We start from the raw sequence: 19,234 nt of genomic DNA, 5'->3' as shown, positions 1-19,234 counted from the left end.
CCGCTCACTTGCTATCGAGGAGATGGAGGGCACTGCCCTTGTGAGCCGCCACGTGGTCAGTAGTGTCACTCTGGATCTCGTACTGTGGCTCGTCAGCAGACGCCCGGTGATTGTGGCCTTTGTAGTCGAAGTCTGACGTGTGTTTTTTCACGATTCGTCCGGAGACGCGACCCGCCTCTGAATTCCACGAGACGTGGTCTCCGACGGAGAAGTGGTGAGACATCCTTACCCCTCTCTGCGATGCATTTCACTCTCCCACTCAATCGTCGGAGTAGTTCTCCTCTGTGCGCTCCTTCTCGGCGGTGCTGTCGGGCTTCTCTGGAGCTCCACCAGATGCAGTGTCCGCTTCTTCGTTATCGCCGGGGGTGCCTTGAGTGTTGTGCTTATCGCTGTCCATACACCAACTCAACGCTTCTGAAAATGATCGCGCAATCGGGTTGACAACGCTGCGAGGCGGCGCGTAGGCGCCCTATCCTCGCTCTCAACTTTGACTCCGCCCTCATAGATGAGCCTGCACATGTGTGCACCGTTACTTTCTGACAACACGAGCGTTGTCAGTACGTGTCTGGGTAGCGTAGGCCCATGGGCATGATCTATTACGGCGGTGCCGCAGAACCGATTCACATTGAGGATCGTGCGCTGGCGCACCTGAAGGTGGTAATCGCTACCAAACTGCGACGCAACGAGAGTTTCACGCTGTCGTGGACTCATCCGGAGGGAAGTCAGCCCGGGCGGTCGACGATCTGGTTGCATCCGTCGATACCGTTGCGGTTCGTGTTCGACTCCCCGGAAGCGCCTCCGCTGATCGCTGAATGGATTACCGCGATGGCGAACTCCGCGAACTCGAGCGGCGGGATCAAGATGGTCACGGAAGACATGCTGAGCACACCTCACACCGCATCGCCCCCAGTCAAGCCCCTCGGCATCGACGAGCACGGAGCGTAGCGTGGAACACCAGAGTGAAAGGTACGAACATGACTGACCAGAATGCTCAAGTACACCGACCGACCACGACTCATGCCGAATGGGGTGCCGGTAATCCCCGTCTCTTCATTTCTCGACACGACGAGCGATTCGAGCATCATCTGACAGAGGATGTGGTCCGAATCGGATCCGCCACCGGGAATGAACTCATGCTTACAGACGCCGATCCAGTGCACGCGACGATCACTCATGATGATCAAGACGAGTACGTCCTGGCACTACGCGGCGAGGGCGAGATGAACTCGAACCCTGACACCGACAACCTTGGCGGGAAATCGGAAATACTCCGCACGGGTGCGCGATTCACCGTCGGACCGTGGACCCTAGTTTTCTCCCGCGAGGAGTTCGCCGACCATGGACGTCCCTACGGTGGACGCGAAGGGGGAGAGTTGTCGGACCAACCGTCGCAACCGGAGCGTCCGGACTACTCCGCGGAAGCGCGGGCGGCGAATGACATGGACGAAGACTGACCGAAATCTGTTCCGAGTCCCACGATGACAAATAGTGGGGTGCGTCAACCGTTTTCGATTTCGCGGAACCGCGCTGTCGCAGGTAGATGGCGATAGCGACCATCGCGCCGACGGCAGTGTTGGGCTTGGATCATGCAGGTTCCCGTACGGTCAGCATCAGGATGCGGCGAAGGTGCATGGCTGTCAGCACGCCCGGTCCCATCACGCGTCGAACATCGAAAGTGCGTCTATCGACCGTTTCCAAGAGCAGCCGCACAGAGCGTGCGGCATCACCACGTGCACGATGCGCCTCGGGTGAAAGTGGCTGGGGTTGCCCGATCACATCTGCGACTGCGTGACAAGCGGACGCCAATGGGCCAACCAACGCGGGATCGAGTGTCAGGCCGCCCGGACGCTCCCAGATCGTATCCGCGAGACAGTCAGAGATATCGCGGATGTGATGCGTGATCTTGTCGAGAGTGTCAAGCCTCTCGTGGGCTTCACTCGAGTCGCTGGGGCCAAACCACGCGCGAAAATTGCCGCGCCGGCTGTCATCGGCTTCCCAAAGAGCACGTTGCACGCTTCGCGCTGTTTCCGCGAGCGATTCGGCGTCATGCACCCATCCGTCGTGCGCGGGTGGCCAGGATTCCGATACCGCGTTCCCGATATCACGCAGGTGTGCGGCGAGATGCTGCTGGAAGGCATCTACGCGGGCAGTCGCATGGTCGGTGAGCGGGGCAGGGGCGATCAGTATGTTGACCGCCAGTCCGATGGCTACACCGAGGCCCATCTGGGTGAGGTATCCGAGCGAATACGCATCTGCGTTCTGCCCGCCGATGATGAGCACGAACAGCGCGGCGATTGGTATGTACTCTTGCCCGGAACCGAACCAGCCTGTCCCGGATACAAGGACACCGAGGCCGACGACAATGGGGATCGACCACCAGCTCGGGCCGACGGCAACCACCACGAGCGCTGCGAGCCCGATGCCTGTCACGAGCCCGAGAACGGTCTGCAGGCTGGAACGTAGCGAGCTCATCAGCGTCGGGTACATGCTGACGAGTGCACCGAGCGGCGCGTAGTACGGGTAGTCATCGGTGACACCTGGCAGGTGCGGTGCAATCATCCACGCTAGACCGACCGCGAGTGCCGTCTTCGCCACGAGCAATAATCGTGCGGGGAGCACTGCGCCCTTTAGCGAACGAACGATGCTCGCCGCTCGCCGCACAGACGGCGGATTGCTCTCACTCAATGCGAGCTCTTCCCTTTTTTGCGCAGGTTTGGATGCCCACTGGGATAGGAGTATCGCTTGTCACGGCGGGTGCCGTCCCTGTGGAGTGGCTTCGAACACGTCAAGGCTTGGCTTTCACCCGCCCGACGGATTTTCCAGCGGGAACCCGTTCTCGTCGGTCGTTTCTGGCAAGCTGTCCTGCCGGTGCGGCTTGTCTCCGACGATGATCGGGGCTTCCCCGGGTGCCCCGCCGTCAGTGATTCCGCCGCTCGGCTCAGCATCCTCGATGGCATGCCGGGAGCCATGTGTGTGGGCGAACTCGCTTCCTTCCGAAATTGCCTCGATGCGACTACCGAAGCTGCGCGATAGCTCATTCGCGCCTTCTACTTCATTCACCCACTGCCCGTTTTTACTCCGGGTCGTGACGTCGAATTTGGCCATGTCTACACTCCTTGCTTATCCCTATTTGTGGGTTCTGATGAGAATAGGCTCCCGTCTCCGCGCCTACGACAGCCTTGACGTCGGCACCTCGGAACGCTAAGAGGCGGGTGGTTCCGTATCGAGGCTGTCTACGTCAGTGCCGCTCGTCGGTGCATACCGCACCTGATCTGGTGGGGTCGGATCTATCGAGATTTGTTGGGACGTGATAGCTCGCCCCAGGTGCGATGTCAATGGGCATCACAACGGCCGGTCTGGTTGAGAGGGTGTCCACTACGAAGATGTCTAGGACCGAAGGAGAGAAGAATGTCAGATCCACAGGAAGTACCGGATCGGGACCGACCAGTCCTACCGGAAGAAGACGACAGGGTGGAGCGCACCGGGGTCCAAGGTGACCTCGCACCTGAAGACGAGCGGGATGCCGAAGCGGAGACTGAACCGTCGACCGAAGATTTGCAAGAACCAAGCACGGAGAAAGAGCCAGGCGAAGAACCGAAGGCACCGGACAGGAGGCACGAACCACAGCCGAGCCATGAAGCTGTGGGCATCGGTGTAATCGGGAGGCCTCAGACGGACATTGATGAGACGTCAGAGCGCTGAATAGGTAGCGAACCATCGAGCGAAGTCACCTCGCGGCAGACCCTGCCCGCGTTTAACTAAGCGATCGAGTAGGAGATCATCATGGACACACAAGACGCAGGAACGCTTGTCAAGCTCAGTGAGACCGATGAAACGATCGGCAGTCGCGATGAGGACATCCGCAACCGCGACGTCAAAGACCGAGACGGCGCAGACTTGGGCAAGATCAAGGATTTGCTCATCGATGACGCCGAAGGCAGAGTGCGGTTCATCGAGGTTGCCTCGGGAGGCTTCTTGGGAATGGGACAGGACCGGACGTTCGTCCCGGTTGACGCCATCACCTCCATCACCGAGGACGAGGTGCGAATCGATCAGACCCGCGAGCACATCGCTGGCGCGCCCACGTACGACCCGGAACTGGTCCGTGTACGTGAAACGTATGGGAGCATCCTCGGCTATTACGGGTACGCCCCATTCTGGACACCGAATTATCAGTACCCCAACTACCCTTACTACCGCTGACCTAAGCAAGGAAAGATCCCCACCCGCTCTGAGGCAGGGTGGGGATCTTTCTGTGCGCTGAGGCTCGGTGTGAAGCCTCTCGGTCCATTGTCACGCCGTTGCGGGGTACCCGTCGCCCCGCAACAGCGTTGCTAGGTGAATCGCGTTGGTCAGCGCTGCTGTCATCGATGCCGTGACGGCCGAAGGGGTCTGGTCGAGGTCTTTGTAGTCGATTGTGTGCATTGCTTCACCGTTCCAGTACACGCATCCTTGTGCGGGCACGGTGAAGCCGACATCGTTCAGTGCCTGGTAGAACACTCCGACAATGTGGTGCGCGCCGTCCTCGTTTCCCACGACACCGGCGACTGCCACCTTGTCGAAAAGGATGGGACGGCCTTTATCGTCCGTTTCTCCCAACTCGGCGTCGAGACGCTCGAGAACCCGTTGAGCAACACTCGAATGCTGTCCCAGCCACGTGGGTGTCAGGAGGACAAAGATGTCTGCACTCAGCACCTTCTCGCGCAAAGCCGGCCACGCATCGCCGTCTCCCATGTCTTTGTCCACACCGGGGAGAAGTACATGGTCGACTGCACGGACGTTCACACATTCGACGTCCTGTTCCGCCAAGAATTTGGCGATCTGGTCGCCCATGACGTCCGTGCTCGACGCAACCGGCGATGGCTTCAGCGTGCAGTTGATCGTGAGGGCAGACAGCTTCGTGTCCATGACCACGTCCTCGGGTCAGGTGCGGCTGCGTCCGCTGATGACACGGAAGAGGAATGCGATGAGCGCGATTACGGCGACGACTACGGCAACCCAGAGCAGCCAGTTGAGAGCGGTATTCAGTCCACCGACGATTGCTAAGACAACCGCGATGACGATGATGATGATGAGAGCGATATTCATGCTGTTCCTCCTTCTAAAAGCGGAGAGCGGCGATGGCCGCCTCGGTAAGCACCTTGAGCTTGGCAGGACTTGTGCAAGTAATCGCGGGGGTTGACGTCAGGGGCGGACGATGCTATTTATGCGACTCGTCGCTGATACTGTCAACCCCCTCGCGACAGTGCGGGGGAGTGGTCAGTATCTTCCTAAACAAGAAGGAGAAACCCATGCCCGGAACACGTGGCGGTAACAGCCTCAAAGATCCGGAGCTCTATGAGGAGCTTCGCGAGGACGGCAATTCGAAAGAGAAGGCCGCACGGATATCGAATGCGGCAGCACGAGATGGCCGCGCTGCTGTCGGCAGACGCGGCGGGAAAGCAGGTGACTACGACGACTGGACCGTTGACGAGCTTCGTAAGCGTGCGAAAGAACTCGGTATCACCGGCTATTCAGGCAAGCGCAAGGCGGAGCTGATTTCGATGCTCCGCGACCATTGATTGGCGATGTGCCGTGTCGAGGCTCGTTCGGGCGAGTCCTAGAGTTGACCCCGGGTTTCGGCGAGTGCATGCGGGGCGGGGCTTTCGCTACCTCGACGTAAACGGCAAGCTCGTCGCGGAATCGGTCCGACGACGCATCCGCGATCTGATGATTCCACCAGCGTGGCTGGACGTGTGGATAGCGGCCGACCCGATGGCGCACATCCAGGCGGTCGGAACGGATGCCGCGGCGCGTAGACAATACATTTACCACTCACGCTGGCGTCAACGTCAGGACCGTAACAAGTTCGCCCGAGCACTCGCGTTGGCGGCGGCACTACCGCACGCACGCGCTTACGTCACAATGGCACTGCGACGTGAAGGCTTCGACCGTGAACGGGCTTTGGCGGTGGCGTTCCGGCTGTTGGACGAAGTAGCGCCCCGCGTTGGCTCCAGCCGGTATCTCGCTCGTCATGGAAGCCGAGGCCTCACGACATTACGACGACGCGACGCATCCGTCACAGGCTCCGTGGTGACCCTCGCATTTCCAGGGAAGAGCGGCAAGCGAGCGCATCTGGAGATTGAGGACGAGGATCTTGCTGAGGTGATATCGGTTCTACACGCGGGCCGCCCCGGATCTGCTCTTCTTTGGTATTACCGGGGAAGACGGCAGATTGCGCTCACCGCGTCTGAGGTCAACGACCACATCCGGGTACTCACCGGCGGCACGTTCACGGCCAAAGATTTCCGGACCTTGCGCGGCACGACACTCGCAGCTGAGGCACTCGCGCGCATCGGGGCTGTCGACAAGGTGCGCGAGCGAGGGGCGGCGGAAAAGCTCGCCGTAGCTGCGACAGCCGATGCCCTTGGCAATACTCCGGCCGTCGCGCGCAGAAGCTATATAGATCCTCGTGTCTTCCGGCGATACGCAAAAGGAGAGCTTCTTGACCTCGCCTTGAGTCCAGAAAGCGCGATCCGACGTCTGCTCGAGCCGAGTCAGGCGAGCGAGCGACGCAAAAAGAGTAGGCGATGACGCCGCGGAGGGCGAGTTCTTATCCTCGTCGAACTCACCGTTCTGGACAGGCCGAGACACTGCCCATCACAGTTTCTCAGCTAATCGCCATCGTGGCGGGTCTGCTGAGGCCCGCCGAGCCACCCGCGGTGTCGAAACAGCATGTAGGCGAGCAGATCGGTTGCGACCACGACGACGGCAACGGCGACCCAGCCGTACTCCCAATCGATAAGGGGGAGATTCTTGAAGTTCATCCCATAGAGCCCGGCCAAGACGGTCGGGATTGCCAGCAGCGCTGCGAAAGCCGAGATCGTGCGCATGTCCTTGTTCTGGCGAGTGGCAACGTTGCTTTCGTGACTGCTAACGACCGCATCCAACGAGAGATGTTCGGCGGCAGCAAGTTCAGAGACGCCATTCGCATCATGCTCAAGGTGCAGGAGATAAGGCTGCATGCTAGGTGCCGTCGCAGTTGCGGTCTGAATAGCATCCTGGCCCGATTGGAGAGCTTCGGCCAGGCCCCTCGCCGCGCGGTCGATTCGACCTATCCGTTGTCTCAATCGATAGATACGTGAGTAATCCTCACGAACGCGGCTATTGAAGACTTCGGCCTCAAGATCTTCGAGGTCATGCTCGATCTCAGCACCCAACTCTACGAAGTCCATCACTACCGCGTTGAGAACCCGGTACACCGCAGCGATTGAGGCAGGTGCCGAAACCGGGCCTGACGCGCCAACCAGGGCATCGAGGTCACGCAAGCCATGGTCGGGCCCGCGCTGAATTAGCAGAAGCTCTCGTGCGTTGAAAATCAGAGCAAGGTCGGTATCTACCCCTGACAGATCATCACCTTCGCGATTTAAATCCCACAGAGAGACGTAAAGATGTTCGTCGAAACGCTCGAACTTCGGTTGCTGGCGCCTCCCAAGTACGTCCCCGACTATCAGCGGATGCACATTGAAACGTCGCTGAGCCTGCATCAATTCGGCTTTGGATGGGTTCACGAGCACCACACATTCCACTCGCTCTTCGACTGCGTCGTGTGTCTTCAACATCGTCGTCCCTTCGGCTTCTGTCTGTCTCCGGAGTGAAATCTTGTGGGGTAGCTGGCGGAAAGCGGTGGCATCCAAGTACCGCCCGCAGGAACGACTTCGATCTGCTCAGACGGCTTGGGTCGCCGCTTCGTCGGTTCCTCGTTTTGGATATCGATATCACTCATGTCGTACCGTCTTGCCGGTCAGAGGGCGCATCGCCGCTGATGATATCGGGCTCGTTGTCTTGAGGCTCAGGCTGGTGTTTCTCAGATTCACTGCCAGTGGCGAGGCGGTCTGCGCTCGCGCTATCGACAAGGTCGGCGTTGACGTCGGGATCCAGCGTGGTTTCGCCATCGACTTCCGTTGTCACCAGATCATCCGGATCTTCTGCACTTGGTACGGGAATTGGGGCAATGTTCGGGTTTGACATGAGTACGTCCCTTTCGTGTTGTGGGTTCACCGTAAGTCCGCAAGGGCGAGGTTGCGATTGGGTTGACCATCGCTCGTTCGTGAGCTATGCAGACGAGCTCGCAATTCTGCGTGTGCGGTATCGCTGGGTGTCCCGAGGAGCGTCGGGCGATTGTCAAGGGACACGGCAGTTTTGCTCATTCGGCTCTAGTTTGAGGCGACAGCGATGATCCACAGAGGCTGAGGCGCCGTCCCCAGCTGCTTCGCGATCATGGGACCGATGCTGTTCGCCTTCATTCTGGGTGACGTCCTGGGTGCCGGAATCTACGCGCTCCCAACTGGGGCGACGTCGAGGGAAGAAAACGAATTGTTCACTGGAAGCCTGAGCGAGGCAAACGTGCGGCTGTACGAGGAATGCGGGTATTGCCTCGCCGAACGGGTCGAGCAAGGGAACGGCACGTCACAGATACTCATGCGCAAGCCACTCAACTCCTCACAACGCGGAGCGTAACTGCGGTTTCGAGGCGCTACGTGCGCTCAGCGTGTGGGCGGATAGTGCGGGATGTGTTGCCGTTGGACGGATCGGGAGAGACGGCCCTCCGCTATCGCTACGTCGAGGTCGGCCAAGAATTCCTCAATGTCGCGGTAGCGCGATCGCGTTGGGCAGGGGCTCCGTAGCCAAAGCACATCAAGGCTTCCGGTCTCGCTGCGATCCAGATAAGCCACAAGCCGTGAGGGATCCATCGGCTCGCGAGCACTGTCGCAGACTCTCCACGCGTTTTCTCCCAGAGGGAGCACCTCCCAAGCGGCCGCTGACTTCGGACGCTCCGGGGATGCGAGTGTCATAGTGGCATCTCCCTGGTGACGCTTCTCGTCTGGGTGTGGTTCATTGCCATTCTGATCGCCTCATTGAGTTCAGTGTGATTGACACTTTCCCCTATTCACGTGTACCAACCAAGGGGGTTGACACCTTGGATGAGCTGAGCGTGCTTAAGTACGACAGCGAAGCCAACCTTGCGGAGTTGCCACTAACGTCGACAGTAAAGCTCAGACCGGCGGGTCTCAGAGCCCCATGAAGTCCGCTACATTTCAAGTATGGGCAGGATTCATTACGGTGGACTTGGCGAGCCAATCTATATTGAGGACCGTGCACTGTCGCATTTGAAGATTGTCATTGCGACGAAATTGCGCCGACAGGAGAGCTTCACGCTGTCCTGGGTGCACTCGGACGGAGACGCGGAAGGTCGCTCCACTATCTGGTTCCACCCTTCGATTCCGTTGCGGTTTGTGTTCGATGCAAAGGACAGTCCGCAGTTGAACTCGCAATGGATCGAGAGGCTGATGCATTCTGCCAACTCGACGGGCGGGATCACGCTTGTTGACGAGATGATTGACACTCCAGAACCTACGTGAGCGCGCACCTTTTCTGGCACAGCTGTCTCTGCTGAATCTCGTCTCCGAGGAACAGAGACTCTCGATTCTGCGGCATCGTGCATTCCCGTCCCTACCCGCAGTTCGCGTACCGGTCAATGCCCTTTGCGTCGCTCCGTTCGTCTGTCATGGTGTGTTGACCGATCGATAGAAGGAGTCCACAATGCCCGACGCTAAGGACCCGCGCGAGGAGCAACAGCGGGCAGATGTGCCGCTTGAAGAGACTCGCGAAGACGACAGCTTTGAGCCCATCACACCCGACGGTGTCGACAAGGGGAAGCCTGCGGTGCCAGACCCCAAGGATTCTCAGAATCCTCCTCCTCGACCGCTCTGATGCCGATGTGACGACCAGGTGTGGCGGCTCGCATTGTGCGGTCCGCCATCCAATCCTGGAGTCGGTATGTATCGCCACGGATGGGGACGCGTGACAGGAATCGACTCCATCACCGAGGTGGTTCGATACCTAAGTGCGGATTAGTCGGCCGACGGCACAGATACCTCGCCCGTGGCAGATCCATCCCCGGTATCAGCAGGTTCAGGAACAAGGTAAAGACCGGTTGGGGTGTTTGCCGTGAATGCCAAGGCATCGACCCACGCGCGGTTGATAGACGGCTGGCGACCGCCGTAGTACTTGTAGACGAGCGAGCTTCCGGGGTGGACCCAGACCGTGGTCCGCCCGCCCCCGACGCTCGCATCCTCGCGCCAGCTGAAAGCGAACGGCTCTCCCCGGCGCAACTTTGCACTGATGACGAGCTGCAAGTGAGTGAGCGCACGATCTTCGATCTCGACCTTGATGCCAACGTCGTAGATGAGCTTTCCCATTTGTGTACTACGTCCTTTGTGAAACGCTCGCTCAGCCGAGCGTGCTCCGTCGCGTGCTGTTCCCTTTCGCAAGAGTATCTGCGTTCCCTCTTCGAAGAGTTCACACTGAGAGAAATACGACAAGGGGAGTGCTTCACGGATAGCGTCGAGCCGTAGCCGCGCAGCCAGTGTGGTTGGCGTGTCGTCCGCCTCGGTAGAGTACCTGCATGGTTGCGATGAAAGTGTTGTTCATAGGTGGGACGGGGAATATTTCCTCGGCAGCGAGTGAGCTCGCATCGACGCGTGGCATGGACGTGACGCTGCTAAATCGCGGTCAGTCTCGCCGCGCGCCCGCGGACGGGGTCGAGGTGCTGAGGGCAGACATCTCGGATGCTACTGCAGTCGATGCTGCGCTCGCGGGTCGCGAGTTCGACGTCGTCGTGGACATGATTGCCTTCACTCCTGACCAGGTTCAGCGCGATATCGATCGCTTCGAGGGTCGGACGGGACAGTACGTCTTCATCAGCTCCGCGTCGGCCTATCAGAAGCCGGTCGCGCACCTGCCGATCACCGAATCGACGCCGTTGCGCAACCCGTACTGGCAGTATTCTCGCGACAAGATTGCGTGCGAGGATCTGCTCACCAGGGCGTACCGCGACCGGGCTTTTCCGGTGACGGTGCTGCGCCCATCACACACCTACGACAAGTGGACGATCCCCGCATTTGGAGGTTGGACGGCGATCGATCGAATCCGCCGAGGCGAGGAGATTATCGTTCACGGTGATGGCACATCTCTGTGGACCCTCACACACGCGAGCGACTTCGCGGTGGGATTCGTGGGACTCCTTGGCAACTCGCTCGCGTACGGAGACACGTTCCAGATCACGAGTGACTTCGTTTACACATGGAACGAGATCTATTCGATCCTCGGACGAGCGGCCGGGGCGGAACCGAAGCTCCGCTACGCCACCAGTGCCGCAATCGAGCGGGCCGCGCCGGAACGTGCGGGGCAGCTCACCGGCGACATGGCACACTCGGTTGTCTTCGATAACACCAAGATCCGTCGAGTGGTGCCCGACTTCAACCCAACCGTCGCGCTCCACCACGCCGCGAACGAACTCATTTCGTGGCATGACGCGCACTCGGAACTGCAGCGCCTTGACCCGGGTCTGAACGCGCTCTTTAACGAGCTCATCGGCTAGCCAACAACGTGCGACGGTGATCACTTCGCCGCCGGCGAGTTCTTGTAGCCCGCGCCGATGCTCCTCTTTCTGCATGTCGCGCGCAACCGGACCAATACACCGTATTGGTATCTGTGGTACCATCGATCGATTCGACCAATACAGCGTATTGGTTGCCTCTCGATCGAAGGAGTGTGCCGCATGCTGAGCGATCGTCAGCGCCGCGAGGGTGCGAACCGCACGGGTGCCGGTGACGGGCGCCCGCTTGAGCCGTTTCGCTGGTGGCACCTGCTCTCCGGGCGGAAGCTACTCCGGCTGCCGCTCACCTACGCAGATGGCAGCCGTATCGACTACGTCGTCGACGTCCGCACGTCCGGCAAGCAGGCCCGAGACGACGACACAGACCTGTACGACGGCATGGCGCACCTGTACCTCAATGGTTGGCACCATTCCGCGTCACCCCTGCCCGCTGTTATGCCCGTCGAAGGGGGTGTGGTCGAGGTGTCCCTGGGGTCGGCCGGACTACGACGTGCCCACTATCTGCCGGACGACGGCACTGCCCAACGCCTGATTCCGCACCCTAAGACAGCGATCGGCCGCAGGCTTCGTTTCGATCGAGAGCATCCCACGCTCAGCCACTTGCTGGGCGCGATCTCGATCATCGTGTTGGTCATCGGCGTGGGTGTGAACGGGGTGCAGCTGTTGGAGCAGCTCTCCCAGATTCCGCCGGTCGCCGAGCGCTTCGGGCATTTCGACTCGCCGCTAGACCTCCCGCTCTGGCTCAACATCGCACTGGGTTTCGGCGCTGGACTCGCCGCCACTGAACGTGCGCTCCGACTGAAGTTCCACTGGCTGCTCGACGCTTTCGGCGCCTGAGCACCTACGTCAACCCACCACATAACCGCTCAGTAATCATTCGATTCGAAAGGAACCAACATCATGAACCAGCGCACCAAAATCATTCCGCCCGACGTTGAGTATCACCGTGTGCTCGCAGGGGAGAAGCGACGGATCGGTCGAGGCATCCTCGCGATTGTGCTCCTGATCGGCGGGATGCTGTTCTTCAGCATCCTGTTCTCCGCCGTGGTAACGATGGTGCAGGGCTCTCGCGCCGACGGCACTGTGGCGTACACACCCCTGTTCCACGCGGCAGGCATGGCCTCAGTCGCGATACTCATCCCGTGGAGCATGCTCATCCAGCGCTGGCTCTACGGTCTGAAGGGCGCATCGTTGCATTCGGTGATCTCGCGTTTCCGGTTCGACATCTTCGGGCGGGCGCTGCTCTTCCTCGTCCCCGCGTGGACCGTCATCACGGCCATCCTGTACTGGGCGCCGCTGCCGGAGACCACCTGGAGCCAGACGGATGTGGTCTGGTTCCTTATTGCCACGCTGCTGCTCACCCCACTCCAGGGAGCCGGCGAAGAATACGGGTTCCGTGGGTTGATCCTCCGGGTCGCCGGCGGATGGGCGCGCGGAGCACGGGCGGGCCTCGTGGTCGGCATCGTCGTTTCGAGTGTGCTGTTCGCTCTCGTTCACTTCTCGACTGATCTGTTGCTGAACGTTAACTACCTGATTTTCGCCCTCGGGACCGCGCTGGTCACCTGGCGCTCGGGCGGCATTGAGATCGCGGTGGTACTGCACGCAGGTTTCAACACCTTGGGCTTCCTTTTTGACGCGGCACTGCACGTCGATATCACCGCCGCGTACGATCGCACGGCCGGCGTCGGAACGATGACGACACTTCTCCCCGGAGTGGTCATCGCCATTACCGTTCTTATCGTGTGGATGCGCACCCGCCGCACTGGTCCGGCGCGAACCCCGCACAAGATCAAGTCGAACGTTGGGGCAGGGGTAGCCTAGAAACACAATACGGCGTAACGGGAGGTACCAGATGGAAGCTCGTCCACCGGAAGGCCTGAGCAGCCGCGACAAGATCCTCTGGGCGGCGGCGACGATGCTGGGAGGGGAATCCGCGACGACGCCGAGCGTTCGGGCAGTCGCCGCACGGGCCGGGGTAAGTGCGGGGTCGGTGCAGCACCACTTTCCCACCCAGCGCGAACTGATGGACGAGGTGCTCGTCCTGGTCTACGACACCGTGCTTCCCGACGACAGCGTGCACGACTCGTCCATACCAGCGAGAGATCGACTCGTCGCCTCCCTTCAGCGCCTGCTCACACTCGGAGTGGAAGGCCTGGAACCGCGCGACACGTGGGGTGAGGCCTTCGACCGTTACGTGAGGCCTGCGCCGACAGACGCGGCGCGCGAGGAATACCTGGCGAGCGAGCGGGAACTGCGCCGTCGCATCGAGTATTGCCTCACGGTTCTCCAGGGTGAGGGTTCGCTCGTGCCGGGGGACAACGCACGCCGAGCCAGGTTTCTCCACACCGTGGTCAACGGGCTCTCAATCGCGCAGGCGTTCCCCGCTGAGGCTCCGCTCCTGCCGGTGGAGCTCGACGTGTTGCGGACGGCCACCGACTACGTCCTGAACGAGCAGCTGCCTTAAACGCTGACGGTGATCACTTCGCCGCCGGTGAGTTCTTCGAGCAGGTCGAAGGTCAGTGGCATGACCGTGTGCGGGTGGCCGGCAGCGGCCCAGATCTCGTCGTGCTCGCGCAGTGCAATGTCGATGAAGGTGCGCAGCGGTGAGGGGTGTCCGATCGGCGCGACGCCGCCGATTGCTTGGCCTGTCGACTCCCGGACGACGGACGCGGGAGCCATCGTCACGTTCTTCGCACCGATGCTCTCTGCCAGGACAGCGAAATCAACGCGGTGTCCACCGCTGGTCATCACCAGTATCGGAGCGTGATCTGCGAGCAGAACCAAGCTGTTGGCGATCGCGGCAACTTCGCATCCGATGGCCGACGCCGCTTCGGCGGCAGTGCGTGCCGAATCGGGGAGCACACGGATCTCTGCTGTGATGCCGGCACGGTCGAGATGCCGTTTGACAGCCAGACTGCGTTCAGGGAGGGGCAACGTTGTGCTCATCGCTCCAGCGTATCGAAAGCAGAAGCGAGCGCGGGCTTGACGAAAGCGCAAGCCGGATTTAGAGTTTAGAAAACCTGAATCAGCTTTCAGGTTCAGCGTCAAGACCTTCCAACGGCGAGAGGCATTCACATGCGATTTTCAAAGAAGTTGCTCCTGGGGTCCGTGGTTGCCACGGCCGCCCTCGTTCTGGCGGCGTGTGCGCCACAGACCGGCACAAGCAGCGACACCGGCGGCACCAGCGGCGATGAGGCCTCCGGCCCTGCCGAAATCATCGCGGGCGTCATCACCAGCGAGACCGGGCCCCTCGCCGGCTACGGCAAGCAGTACCTCGACGCGTTCAAGGCGGGCCTTGACTACGCCACCGACGGCACTGACGAGGTGGACGGCACGAAGATCATCATCGAGTATCGCGACGACGCTGGCGACCCTGACACCGCAGTGACCGCAGCCAAGGAACTCATCGGCGACGGCGTCAACATCCTCTTGGGCAGCGCATCCTCCGGCGTGGCATTGGCGATGGCCGAGCAGGCCGCCCAGAACCAAGTCCTCTTCATCTCTGGCCCCGCCGCCGCTGACGCGATCACCGGAGTCAACGAGTACACCTTCCGCTCCGGTCGGCAGTCGGCACAGGATGTCGCGACAGCGGGCAGCTTCCTGGACGACATCAACGGCAAGAACATCGCCGTGTTCGCTCAGAACAACGCGTTCGGGCAGGGCAACGTCGCAGCCGTCGAGGCGATTCTCGGTGCCGAGGGTGCAACGGTCACTCCCGTTCTCGTCGCAGAGGACGTCACGGAGTTCACGCCGTTCGCGCAGCAGGTGCTGAGCGCACAGCCTGACCTCGTGTTCGTGGCCTGGGCAGGTGCGACGTCGGGTGCCATGTGGCAGGCGATGAGCCAACAGGGCGTGCTCGATAACGTTCCCGTTGTCACCGGTCTCGGTGACGCCGCGACCTTCGGCGCCTATGGCGAGGCGAGCGAGCAGATCAACTTCTTGAACCACTACTTCCCGGGGGCTCCCGACAACGAGGTCAACGCCGCGATGGTGGACGCGATCGAGGCCGCGGGCGGCACTCCCGACCTGTTCAGCCCCGACGGCTTCAACGCGGCCATCATGCTCGTGCAGGCCGTCAAAGAAGGCCAGGGCGACGTGGATGCCATGATCGCAGCGCTGGAAGGCTTCGAATTCGAGGGTCCGAAGGGCACGAACACCGTCCGCGCGGAGGACCACGCACTCCTGCAGGACATGTATCAGGCGCGTCTCATTGCTAACGGTGACTCGTTCGTCGCGGAGCTCATCGACACGGCGGATGCCGCCGACGTCGCTCCGTGACCGAAAGGCTGACCAGCATATGAGTACCCCAGTCCTGCCCGAGATCCCGTCCTTCGGTGCGGCTCTGCGCGTCGAAGGGCTCGGTCTTCAGATCGGCGGAGCGACGATCCTCAAGGACGTCGACCTCGATATCGCCCCGGGCTCCCTCGTCGGAGTCATCGGCCCCAACGGTGCCGGCAAGACCACGCTGTTCAACGCCATCTCGGGAGTGATCAAGCCCACATCGGGCCGAGTCCTGCTCGACGGTGAGGACATCACGCGGCTGTCTGTTCCGCGACGTGCCAGGGCGGGACTGGGGCGCACCTTCCAGACTTCGAGCTTGTTCCCCAAGCTGAGCATCCTCGAAAACGTTCGCATCGCGGCGCAGGCCACCCACGGTGGCAGCTATTCACTGCTGAAGTTCCCCCGCCGCGACGACCCCGCGACTCAGCAGGCGATCGCCGTGCTGGAGGAGGTCGGACTCGGCCACCGGCTCGACACTCTCGCGGGTGACATCAGCCACGGCGACAAGCGCAAGCTCGAGATCGCGTCGCTGCTGGCCACGCACTCTCGCCTTGTGCTGCTCGATGAACCGATGGCAGGAGTCGCTTCGGGTGATGTGTCCGGACTCGTCGAGAACATCCGCGTCATGCAGCGTGAGAAGGGCTGCACGGTGCTCATGGTCGAACACCACATTGATGTGCTGATGGGGCTGGTTGATCTTGTCGCCGTCATGTACTTCGGCACGATCATCGCTCTTGACACGCCCCAAAAGATCATGGAGAACCCGACCGTGCAGAGCGCCTATCTCGGAACGGGGACAGCAGCATGACCGATCCGATTCTTCAGGTACGCTCCCTGCGAGCATCCATCGCCGGACAGCAGGTCGTCGAGGACGTCTCCTTTGACGTACCCGCCGTGGGTATCACTGCCATTCTCGGCCGAAACGGCGTCGGCAAGACCTCGACGCTGCGCGGCATCCTCGGACTCATCACGCGCCGCGGTGAAGTCCTGCTGGATGGGGAACGGATCGACAACCTACCCACCCACAAGATCGTGCAGCGTGGTGTCGGCTACGTTCCAGAGGACCGAGAGGTGTTCGCCGGTCTCACCGTCGCGGAGAATCTCGCTCTCGCAGAGCGACAGCGCGATCCGCGTCACGAGTTCGTCGCCCACCTCTTCCCCGACCTTGTACAGCGCCGTGACCAGCGCGCGGGAACGCTCTCCGGTGGGCAGCAGCAGATGGTCTCCGTTGCACGTGCCCTCCTGAACGACAACCGGATCATCCTCGTCGACGAGCCCACCAAAGGCCTCGCTCCGAAGATCGTCAAAGAAGTGTCGGATGCTCTCGCCGAAGCCGCCAAGACCACGCCGATCCTGCTCGTGGAGCAGAACCTCGAGGTCGTGCGGCAACTCGCCGACGGTGCCGTGGTGATCGCGGGTGGTCGCGTCGTGCACACGGGATCCGCACGCGCAATCCTCGACGACGCCGATCTCACTCGCCGGCTGCTCGGAGTCAGCGCGGAGGCCCACGCATGAGCGTACTCATCCTCACCCTCGTGATCGGCGTCGGCCTCGGCGCCCTGTACTTCCTGGTCGCGAGCGGCCTGAGCCTCATTTACGGACTCATGCACGTGCTGAACTTCGCGCACGGCGCCTTCCTCACCCTCAGTGCCTTCGTTGGCTGGGCAGTCGCGCAGGCGATTGGCGCCACGACCTGGCTGGGGTTCCTGGTCTCAATCCTGGTCGGCGCGGTCGTCGGAGCGGTCTTCGCGACGCTCACGGAACTGGTGCTGATCCGGCCGCTCTACGAGAGACACATCGAGCAGGTACTCGTCACCGTCGGTCTTTCCTTCGCCGCGATTGCGCTGTTCGAAGGAATCTGGGGCACTGACGCCATCACGATCGCCGGGCCGCCCTGGCTCGGACAGACCACAGATGTGCTCGGCGCCAGCATCCCGAATAAGTACTGGGTGCTGATCATCGCGGCGGGCCTGGTTCTCGCGGGACTGGTGCTCTTTCTGAAGAAGACTCGCTACGGCATGATCATCCGCGCTGGCGTCGAGAACCGGGCCATGGTCACCGCGCTCGGCATCGACGTGCGCCGATCCTTCACGCTCGTGTTCGCGATCGGCGGGGCCGCAGCAGGAATCGGAGGAGTGCTCGCCATGCACGCCATGACTTACGTCTCTGCGCACCTGGGCTCGACGCTGCTCATCTTCGCTTTCATCGTCACTGTGGTTGGCGGGCTCGGATCTCTGACCGGTGCAGCCGTCGCCTCCGTGCTGGTCGCGGTGCTGCAGCAGGTCGCCAACACCTATCTCGGCGGAACCGGCGACTTCATCGTCGTCATCCTGCTCGCCGTGGTGCTGCTCGTGCGACCTGCGGGCCTGATGGGGAGGAAAGCATGATGTCGTCCCTCAAGCGCTTCGCGCCCGTGATCATCGGCGCCGTGATCGTCGTCGTGATGGCGGTGCTGCCGCTATTGAACCTGTCGCTGCCCGGCATCCTGCCCGGCCCCACCTACACGCCGGGCTCGCTCGCTTTGATGTCGCTGTGCATGGTGTTCGCCGCCCTCGCGCTGTCGTACAACCTGCTGCTCGGCACTGCGGGCATGCTTTCCTTCGGCCATGCGCTGTACTTCGGTGCGGGAGCCTACGGACTCGGCATCCTGCTGAAGGCGTTTGAACTGCCGCTCGCCCAGGGCGTGTTCATCGCCCTCATCGGAGGCATGGTGATCGCTCTCGTCACTGGCGCGGTCGCCATGCGCGTCAATGGCATCCCGTTCGCGATGGTCACGCTCGCGTTCGCGCAGGCCGGCTCCGTACTCGTCCGTCGCAACCAGGCGATCACCGGCGGGGAGGAGGGTCTCGGACTCAACACCGCCAGCGTGCCGGACTGGCTGGTCGGGGTGATGAATACCCGCAACCTGTATTGGTTCGCGCTGATAGTCGTCGTCATCGTCTACCTCCTGGTGCTGTGGGTAGACAAGTCCCGCCTCGGCCACCTCGCCGCCGCATCGCGCGAGAATGAATTGCGCGTGCAGGTTCTCGGCCTCAAGCCCGCTCGCGCGAAGCTCATCGTCTTCGTGATCGCCGCCATGTGCGCGAGCCTTGCCGGTGTCGCCTATCTGCTGCTGCAGTCCGGCACCCAGCCCAGCGCGGTCGGGGCTGACCTCACCATCACAGTGCTCGTGATGGTGGTGCTCGGCGGCGTCGGATTCCGTTGGGGGGCCGTCGTTGGCGGCGTGCTCTACACGATCCTCGACCAACGATTGACAGTGCTGGCACGTGCCGACGGCATCCAGACGCTGCCCGACTTCCTGCGCATTCCGCTCTCCGAGCCGCTCTTCCTGCTCGGCGTGCTCTTCATCCTCGTGGTCATGTTCCTGCCTGGTGGCATCGCCGGTACCGTGGACTCCTGGCTGCGACGCCGTCGCGGGGCGGCGGTGGCCGCGGCCGGATCCCTCGGCGCCCTCGACGACAGCGATCTTCAGGGAGCGGAGGTGGGAGCGCGATGAACCTCGAGGTTGATGGA

General features: G+C 61.5%; 26 protein-coding genes and 1 pseudogene. 16 read left to right on the top strand and 11 right to left on the bottom strand.

The annotated features are described in order from the left end of the window. Positions 1-4: 4 nt before the first annotated feature. Together ACSU1G_RS03150 and ACSU1G_RS03145 are read right to left on the bottom strand one after the other, a co-directional pair. Complete coding sequence (locus ACSU1G_RS03150; protein WP_439278432.1) at positions 5-223, bottom strand: DUF2945 domain-containing protein; 219 nt, start codon at positions 221-223, stop codon at positions 5-7. A gap of 36 nt (positions 224-259) precedes the next feature. Beyond that, positions 260-397, bottom strand: a complete 138-nt coding sequence (locus ACSU1G_RS03145; RefSeq protein ID WP_439278431.1) for a hypothetical protein — start codon at positions 395-397, stop codon at positions 260-262. Positions 398-582: 185 nt separating this feature from the next. On the opposite strand from ACSU1G_RS03145, the gene ACSU1G_RS03140 reads away from it, so the two are divergent. After that, entirely contained in the window at positions 583-945 is a 363-nt protein-coding gene (locus ACSU1G_RS03140; RefSeq protein WP_439278430.1) for a DUF7882 family protein, read from the top strand. 188 nt (positions 946-1,133) lie between these two features. Next, positions 1,134-1,454, top strand: a complete 321-nt coding sequence (locus ACSU1G_RS03135) for a hypothetical protein (RefSeq protein WP_439278429.1) — start codon at positions 1,134-1,136, stop codon at positions 1,452-1,454. 43 nt (positions 1,455-1,497) lie between these two features. On the opposite strand, the pseudogene ACSU1G_RS03130 reads toward ACSU1G_RS03135, so the two are convergent. From ACSU1G_RS03130 to ACSU1G_RS03120, 3 genes and pseudogenes are all read right to left on the bottom strand, one after another. After that, a pseudogene (locus ACSU1G_RS03130) lies at positions 1,498-1,560 on the bottom strand (hypothetical protein); the annotation flags it as partial. Between the two features lie 24 nt (positions 1,561-1,584). Further along, positions 1,585-2,685: an FUSC family protein gene (locus ACSU1G_RS03125; protein WP_439278428.1), complete on the bottom strand. Its 1,101-nt coding sequence runs from the start codon at positions 2,683-2,685 to the stop codon at positions 1,585-1,587. Positions 2,686-2,799: 114 nt separating this feature from the next. Beyond that, positions 2,800-3,105, bottom strand: a complete 306-nt coding sequence (locus ACSU1G_RS03120; protein ID WP_439278427.1) for a DUF2188 domain-containing protein — start codon at positions 3,103-3,105, stop codon at positions 2,800-2,802. A gap of 678 nt (positions 3,106-3,783) precedes the next feature. Here ACSU1G_RS03120 and ACSU1G_RS03115 point away from each other — a divergent pair. After that, entirely contained in the window at positions 3,784-4,203 is a 420-nt protein-coding gene (locus tag ACSU1G_RS03115; protein ID WP_439278426.1) for a PRC-barrel domain-containing protein, read from the top strand. Positions 4,204-4,293: 90 nt separating this feature from the next. Here the strand turns inward: ACSU1G_RS03115 and ACSU1G_RS03110 are convergent, their stop codons facing one another. Together ACSU1G_RS03110 and ACSU1G_RS03105 are read right to left on the bottom strand one after the other, a co-directional pair. Next, on the bottom strand, positions 4,294-4,908 hold the full coding sequence (locus ACSU1G_RS03110) for a flavodoxin family protein (protein WP_439278425.1): 615 nt from the start codon (positions 4,906-4,908) through the stop codon (positions 4,294-4,296). Between the two features lie 15 nt (positions 4,909-4,923). Further along, a complete protein-coding gene (locus tag ACSU1G_RS03105; RefSeq protein ID WP_439278424.1) occupies positions 4,924-5,088 on the bottom strand; it encodes a hypothetical protein in 165 nt (54 codons plus the stop codon). Between the two features lie 203 nt (positions 5,089-5,291). Here ACSU1G_RS03105 and ACSU1G_RS03100 point away from each other — a divergent pair, with 203 nt between their 5' ends. Together ACSU1G_RS03100 and ACSU1G_RS03095 are read left to right on the top strand one after the other, a co-directional pair. Continuing rightward, positions 5,292-5,561 (top strand): DUF7218 family protein, encoded by a 270-nt coding sequence (locus ACSU1G_RS03100; protein WP_439278423.1) that lies wholly within the window; start codon positions 5,292-5,294, stop codon positions 5,559-5,561. 13 nt (positions 5,562-5,574) lie between these two features. Beyond that, a complete protein-coding gene (locus ACSU1G_RS03095; RefSeq protein WP_439278422.1) occupies positions 5,575-6,573 on the top strand; it encodes a DNA topoisomerase IB in 999 nt (332 codons plus the stop codon). A gap of 80 nt (positions 6,574-6,653) precedes the next feature. Here ACSU1G_RS03095 and ACSU1G_RS03090 read toward each other — a convergent pair whose 3' ends face one another. Both ACSU1G_RS03090 and ACSU1G_RS03085 read right to left on the bottom strand, forming a co-directional pair. After that, the gene (locus tag ACSU1G_RS03090) at positions 6,654-7,601 is read right to left on the bottom strand and encodes a CorA family divalent cation transporter (protein WP_439278421.1); all 948 of its coding nucleotides are present in this window, start codon (positions 7,599-7,601) and stop codon (positions 6,654-6,656) included. A 160-nt stretch (positions 7,602-7,761) separates the two neighbouring features. Continuing rightward, positions 7,762-8,010 carry a hypothetical protein gene (locus tag ACSU1G_RS03085; RefSeq protein WP_439278420.1) on the bottom strand — a complete coding sequence of 83 codons (249 nt, stop codon included), beginning with the start codon at positions 8,008-8,010 and terminating at the stop codon, positions 7,762-7,764. Between the two features lie 1,073 nt (positions 8,011-9,083). On the opposite strand from ACSU1G_RS03085, the gene ACSU1G_RS03080 reads away from it, so the two are divergent. Both ACSU1G_RS03080 and ACSU1G_RS03075 read left to right on the top strand, forming a co-directional pair. Further along, a complete protein-coding gene (locus ACSU1G_RS03080; protein ID WP_439278419.1) occupies positions 9,084-9,401 on the top strand; it encodes a DUF7882 family protein in 318 nt (105 codons plus the stop codon). A 181-nt stretch (positions 9,402-9,582) separates the two neighbouring features. After that, positions 9,583-9,753 (top strand): hypothetical protein, encoded by a 171-nt coding sequence (locus ACSU1G_RS03075; protein WP_439278418.1) that lies wholly within the window; start codon positions 9,583-9,585, stop codon positions 9,751-9,753. Between the two features lie 140 nt (positions 9,754-9,893). Here the strand turns inward: ACSU1G_RS03075 and ACSU1G_RS03070 are convergent, their stop codons facing one another. Further along, on the bottom strand, positions 9,894-10,241 hold the full coding sequence (locus ACSU1G_RS03070; RefSeq protein ID WP_439278417.1) for a DUF7882 family protein: 348 nt from the start codon (positions 10,239-10,241) through the stop codon (positions 9,894-9,896). Between the two features lie 206 nt (positions 10,242-10,447). Between ACSU1G_RS03070 and ACSU1G_RS03065 the strand changes: the two genes are divergently transcribed. The 4 genes from ACSU1G_RS03065 to ACSU1G_RS03050 all read left to right on the top strand — a co-directional run bounded on the left by ACSU1G_RS03065 (position 10,448) and on the right by ACSU1G_RS03050 (position 13,904). Further along, the gene (locus tag ACSU1G_RS03065; protein ID WP_439278416.1) at positions 10,448-11,422 is read left to right on the top strand and encodes an SDR family oxidoreductase; all 975 of its coding nucleotides are present in this window, start codon (positions 10,448-10,450) and stop codon (positions 11,420-11,422) included. A gap of 180 nt (positions 11,423-11,602) precedes the next feature. Beyond that, positions 11,603-12,277: a hypothetical protein gene (locus ACSU1G_RS03060; RefSeq protein WP_439278415.1), complete on the top strand. Its 675-nt coding sequence runs from the start codon at positions 11,603-11,605 to the stop codon at positions 12,275-12,277. Positions 12,278-12,340: 63 nt separating this feature from the next. Beyond that, a complete protein-coding gene (locus ACSU1G_RS03055; RefSeq protein ID WP_439278414.1) occupies positions 12,341-13,261 on the top strand; it encodes a lysostaphin resistance A-like protein in 921 nt (306 codons plus the stop codon). A gap of 31 nt (positions 13,262-13,292) precedes the next feature. Then, positions 13,293-13,904 carry a TetR/AcrR family transcriptional regulator gene (locus ACSU1G_RS03050; RefSeq protein WP_439278413.1) on the top strand — a complete coding sequence of 204 codons (612 nt, stop codon included), beginning with the start codon at positions 13,293-13,295 and terminating at the stop codon, positions 13,902-13,904. On the opposite strand, the gene ACSU1G_RS03045 is transcribed toward ACSU1G_RS03050, so the two are convergent. Further along, complete coding sequence (locus tag ACSU1G_RS03045) at positions 13,901-14,386, bottom strand: YbaK/EbsC family protein (RefSeq protein WP_439278412.1); 486 nt, start codon at positions 14,384-14,386, stop codon at positions 13,901-13,903. The two genes, ACSU1G_RS03050 and ACSU1G_RS03045, sit on opposite strands and share 4 nt — an antisense overlap. Before the next feature lie 129 nt (positions 14,387-14,515). On the opposite strand from ACSU1G_RS03045, the gene ACSU1G_RS03040 reads away from it, so the two are divergent. Genes ACSU1G_RS03040 through ACSU1G_RS03020 form a run of 5 tightly spaced genes read left to right on the top strand, consistent with a single transcriptional unit; the run spans position 14,516 to position 19,217 of the window. Beyond that, positions 14,516-15,718 carry a substrate-binding domain-containing protein gene (locus ACSU1G_RS03040; RefSeq protein ID WP_439278411.1) on the top strand — a complete coding sequence of 401 codons (1,203 nt, stop codon included), beginning with the start codon at positions 14,516-14,518 and terminating at the stop codon, positions 15,716-15,718. A gap of 19 nt (positions 15,719-15,737) precedes the next feature. After that, positions 15,738-16,529, top strand: a complete 792-nt coding sequence (locus ACSU1G_RS03035; protein ID WP_439278410.1) for an ABC transporter ATP-binding protein — start codon at positions 15,738-15,740, stop codon at positions 16,527-16,529. Further along, entirely contained in the window at positions 16,526-17,236 is a 711-nt protein-coding gene (locus tag ACSU1G_RS03030; RefSeq protein WP_439278409.1) for an ABC transporter ATP-binding protein, read from the top strand. Before ACSU1G_RS03035 ends, ACSU1G_RS03030 begins: the two co-directional genes overlap by 4 nt. After that, positions 17,233-18,108: a branched-chain amino acid ABC transporter permease gene (locus ACSU1G_RS03025; RefSeq protein ID WP_439278408.1), complete on the top strand. Its 876-nt coding sequence runs from the start codon at positions 17,233-17,235 to the stop codon at positions 18,106-18,108. Before ACSU1G_RS03030 ends, ACSU1G_RS03025 begins: the two co-directional genes overlap by 4 nt. Next, complete coding sequence (locus ACSU1G_RS03020) at positions 18,105-19,217, top strand: branched-chain amino acid ABC transporter permease (RefSeq protein WP_439278407.1); 1,113 nt, start codon at positions 18,105-18,107, stop codon at positions 19,215-19,217. The genes ACSU1G_RS03025 and ACSU1G_RS03020 overlap by 4 nt, the downstream gene beginning before the upstream one ends. The last annotated feature ends 17 nt before the right edge of the window (positions 19,218-19,234 follow it).

The sequence above is a fragment of the Microbacterium sp. A93 genome (genome assembly GCF_051842835.1).
This window is presented reverse-complemented; position numbering and strand designations above follow the sequence as displayed.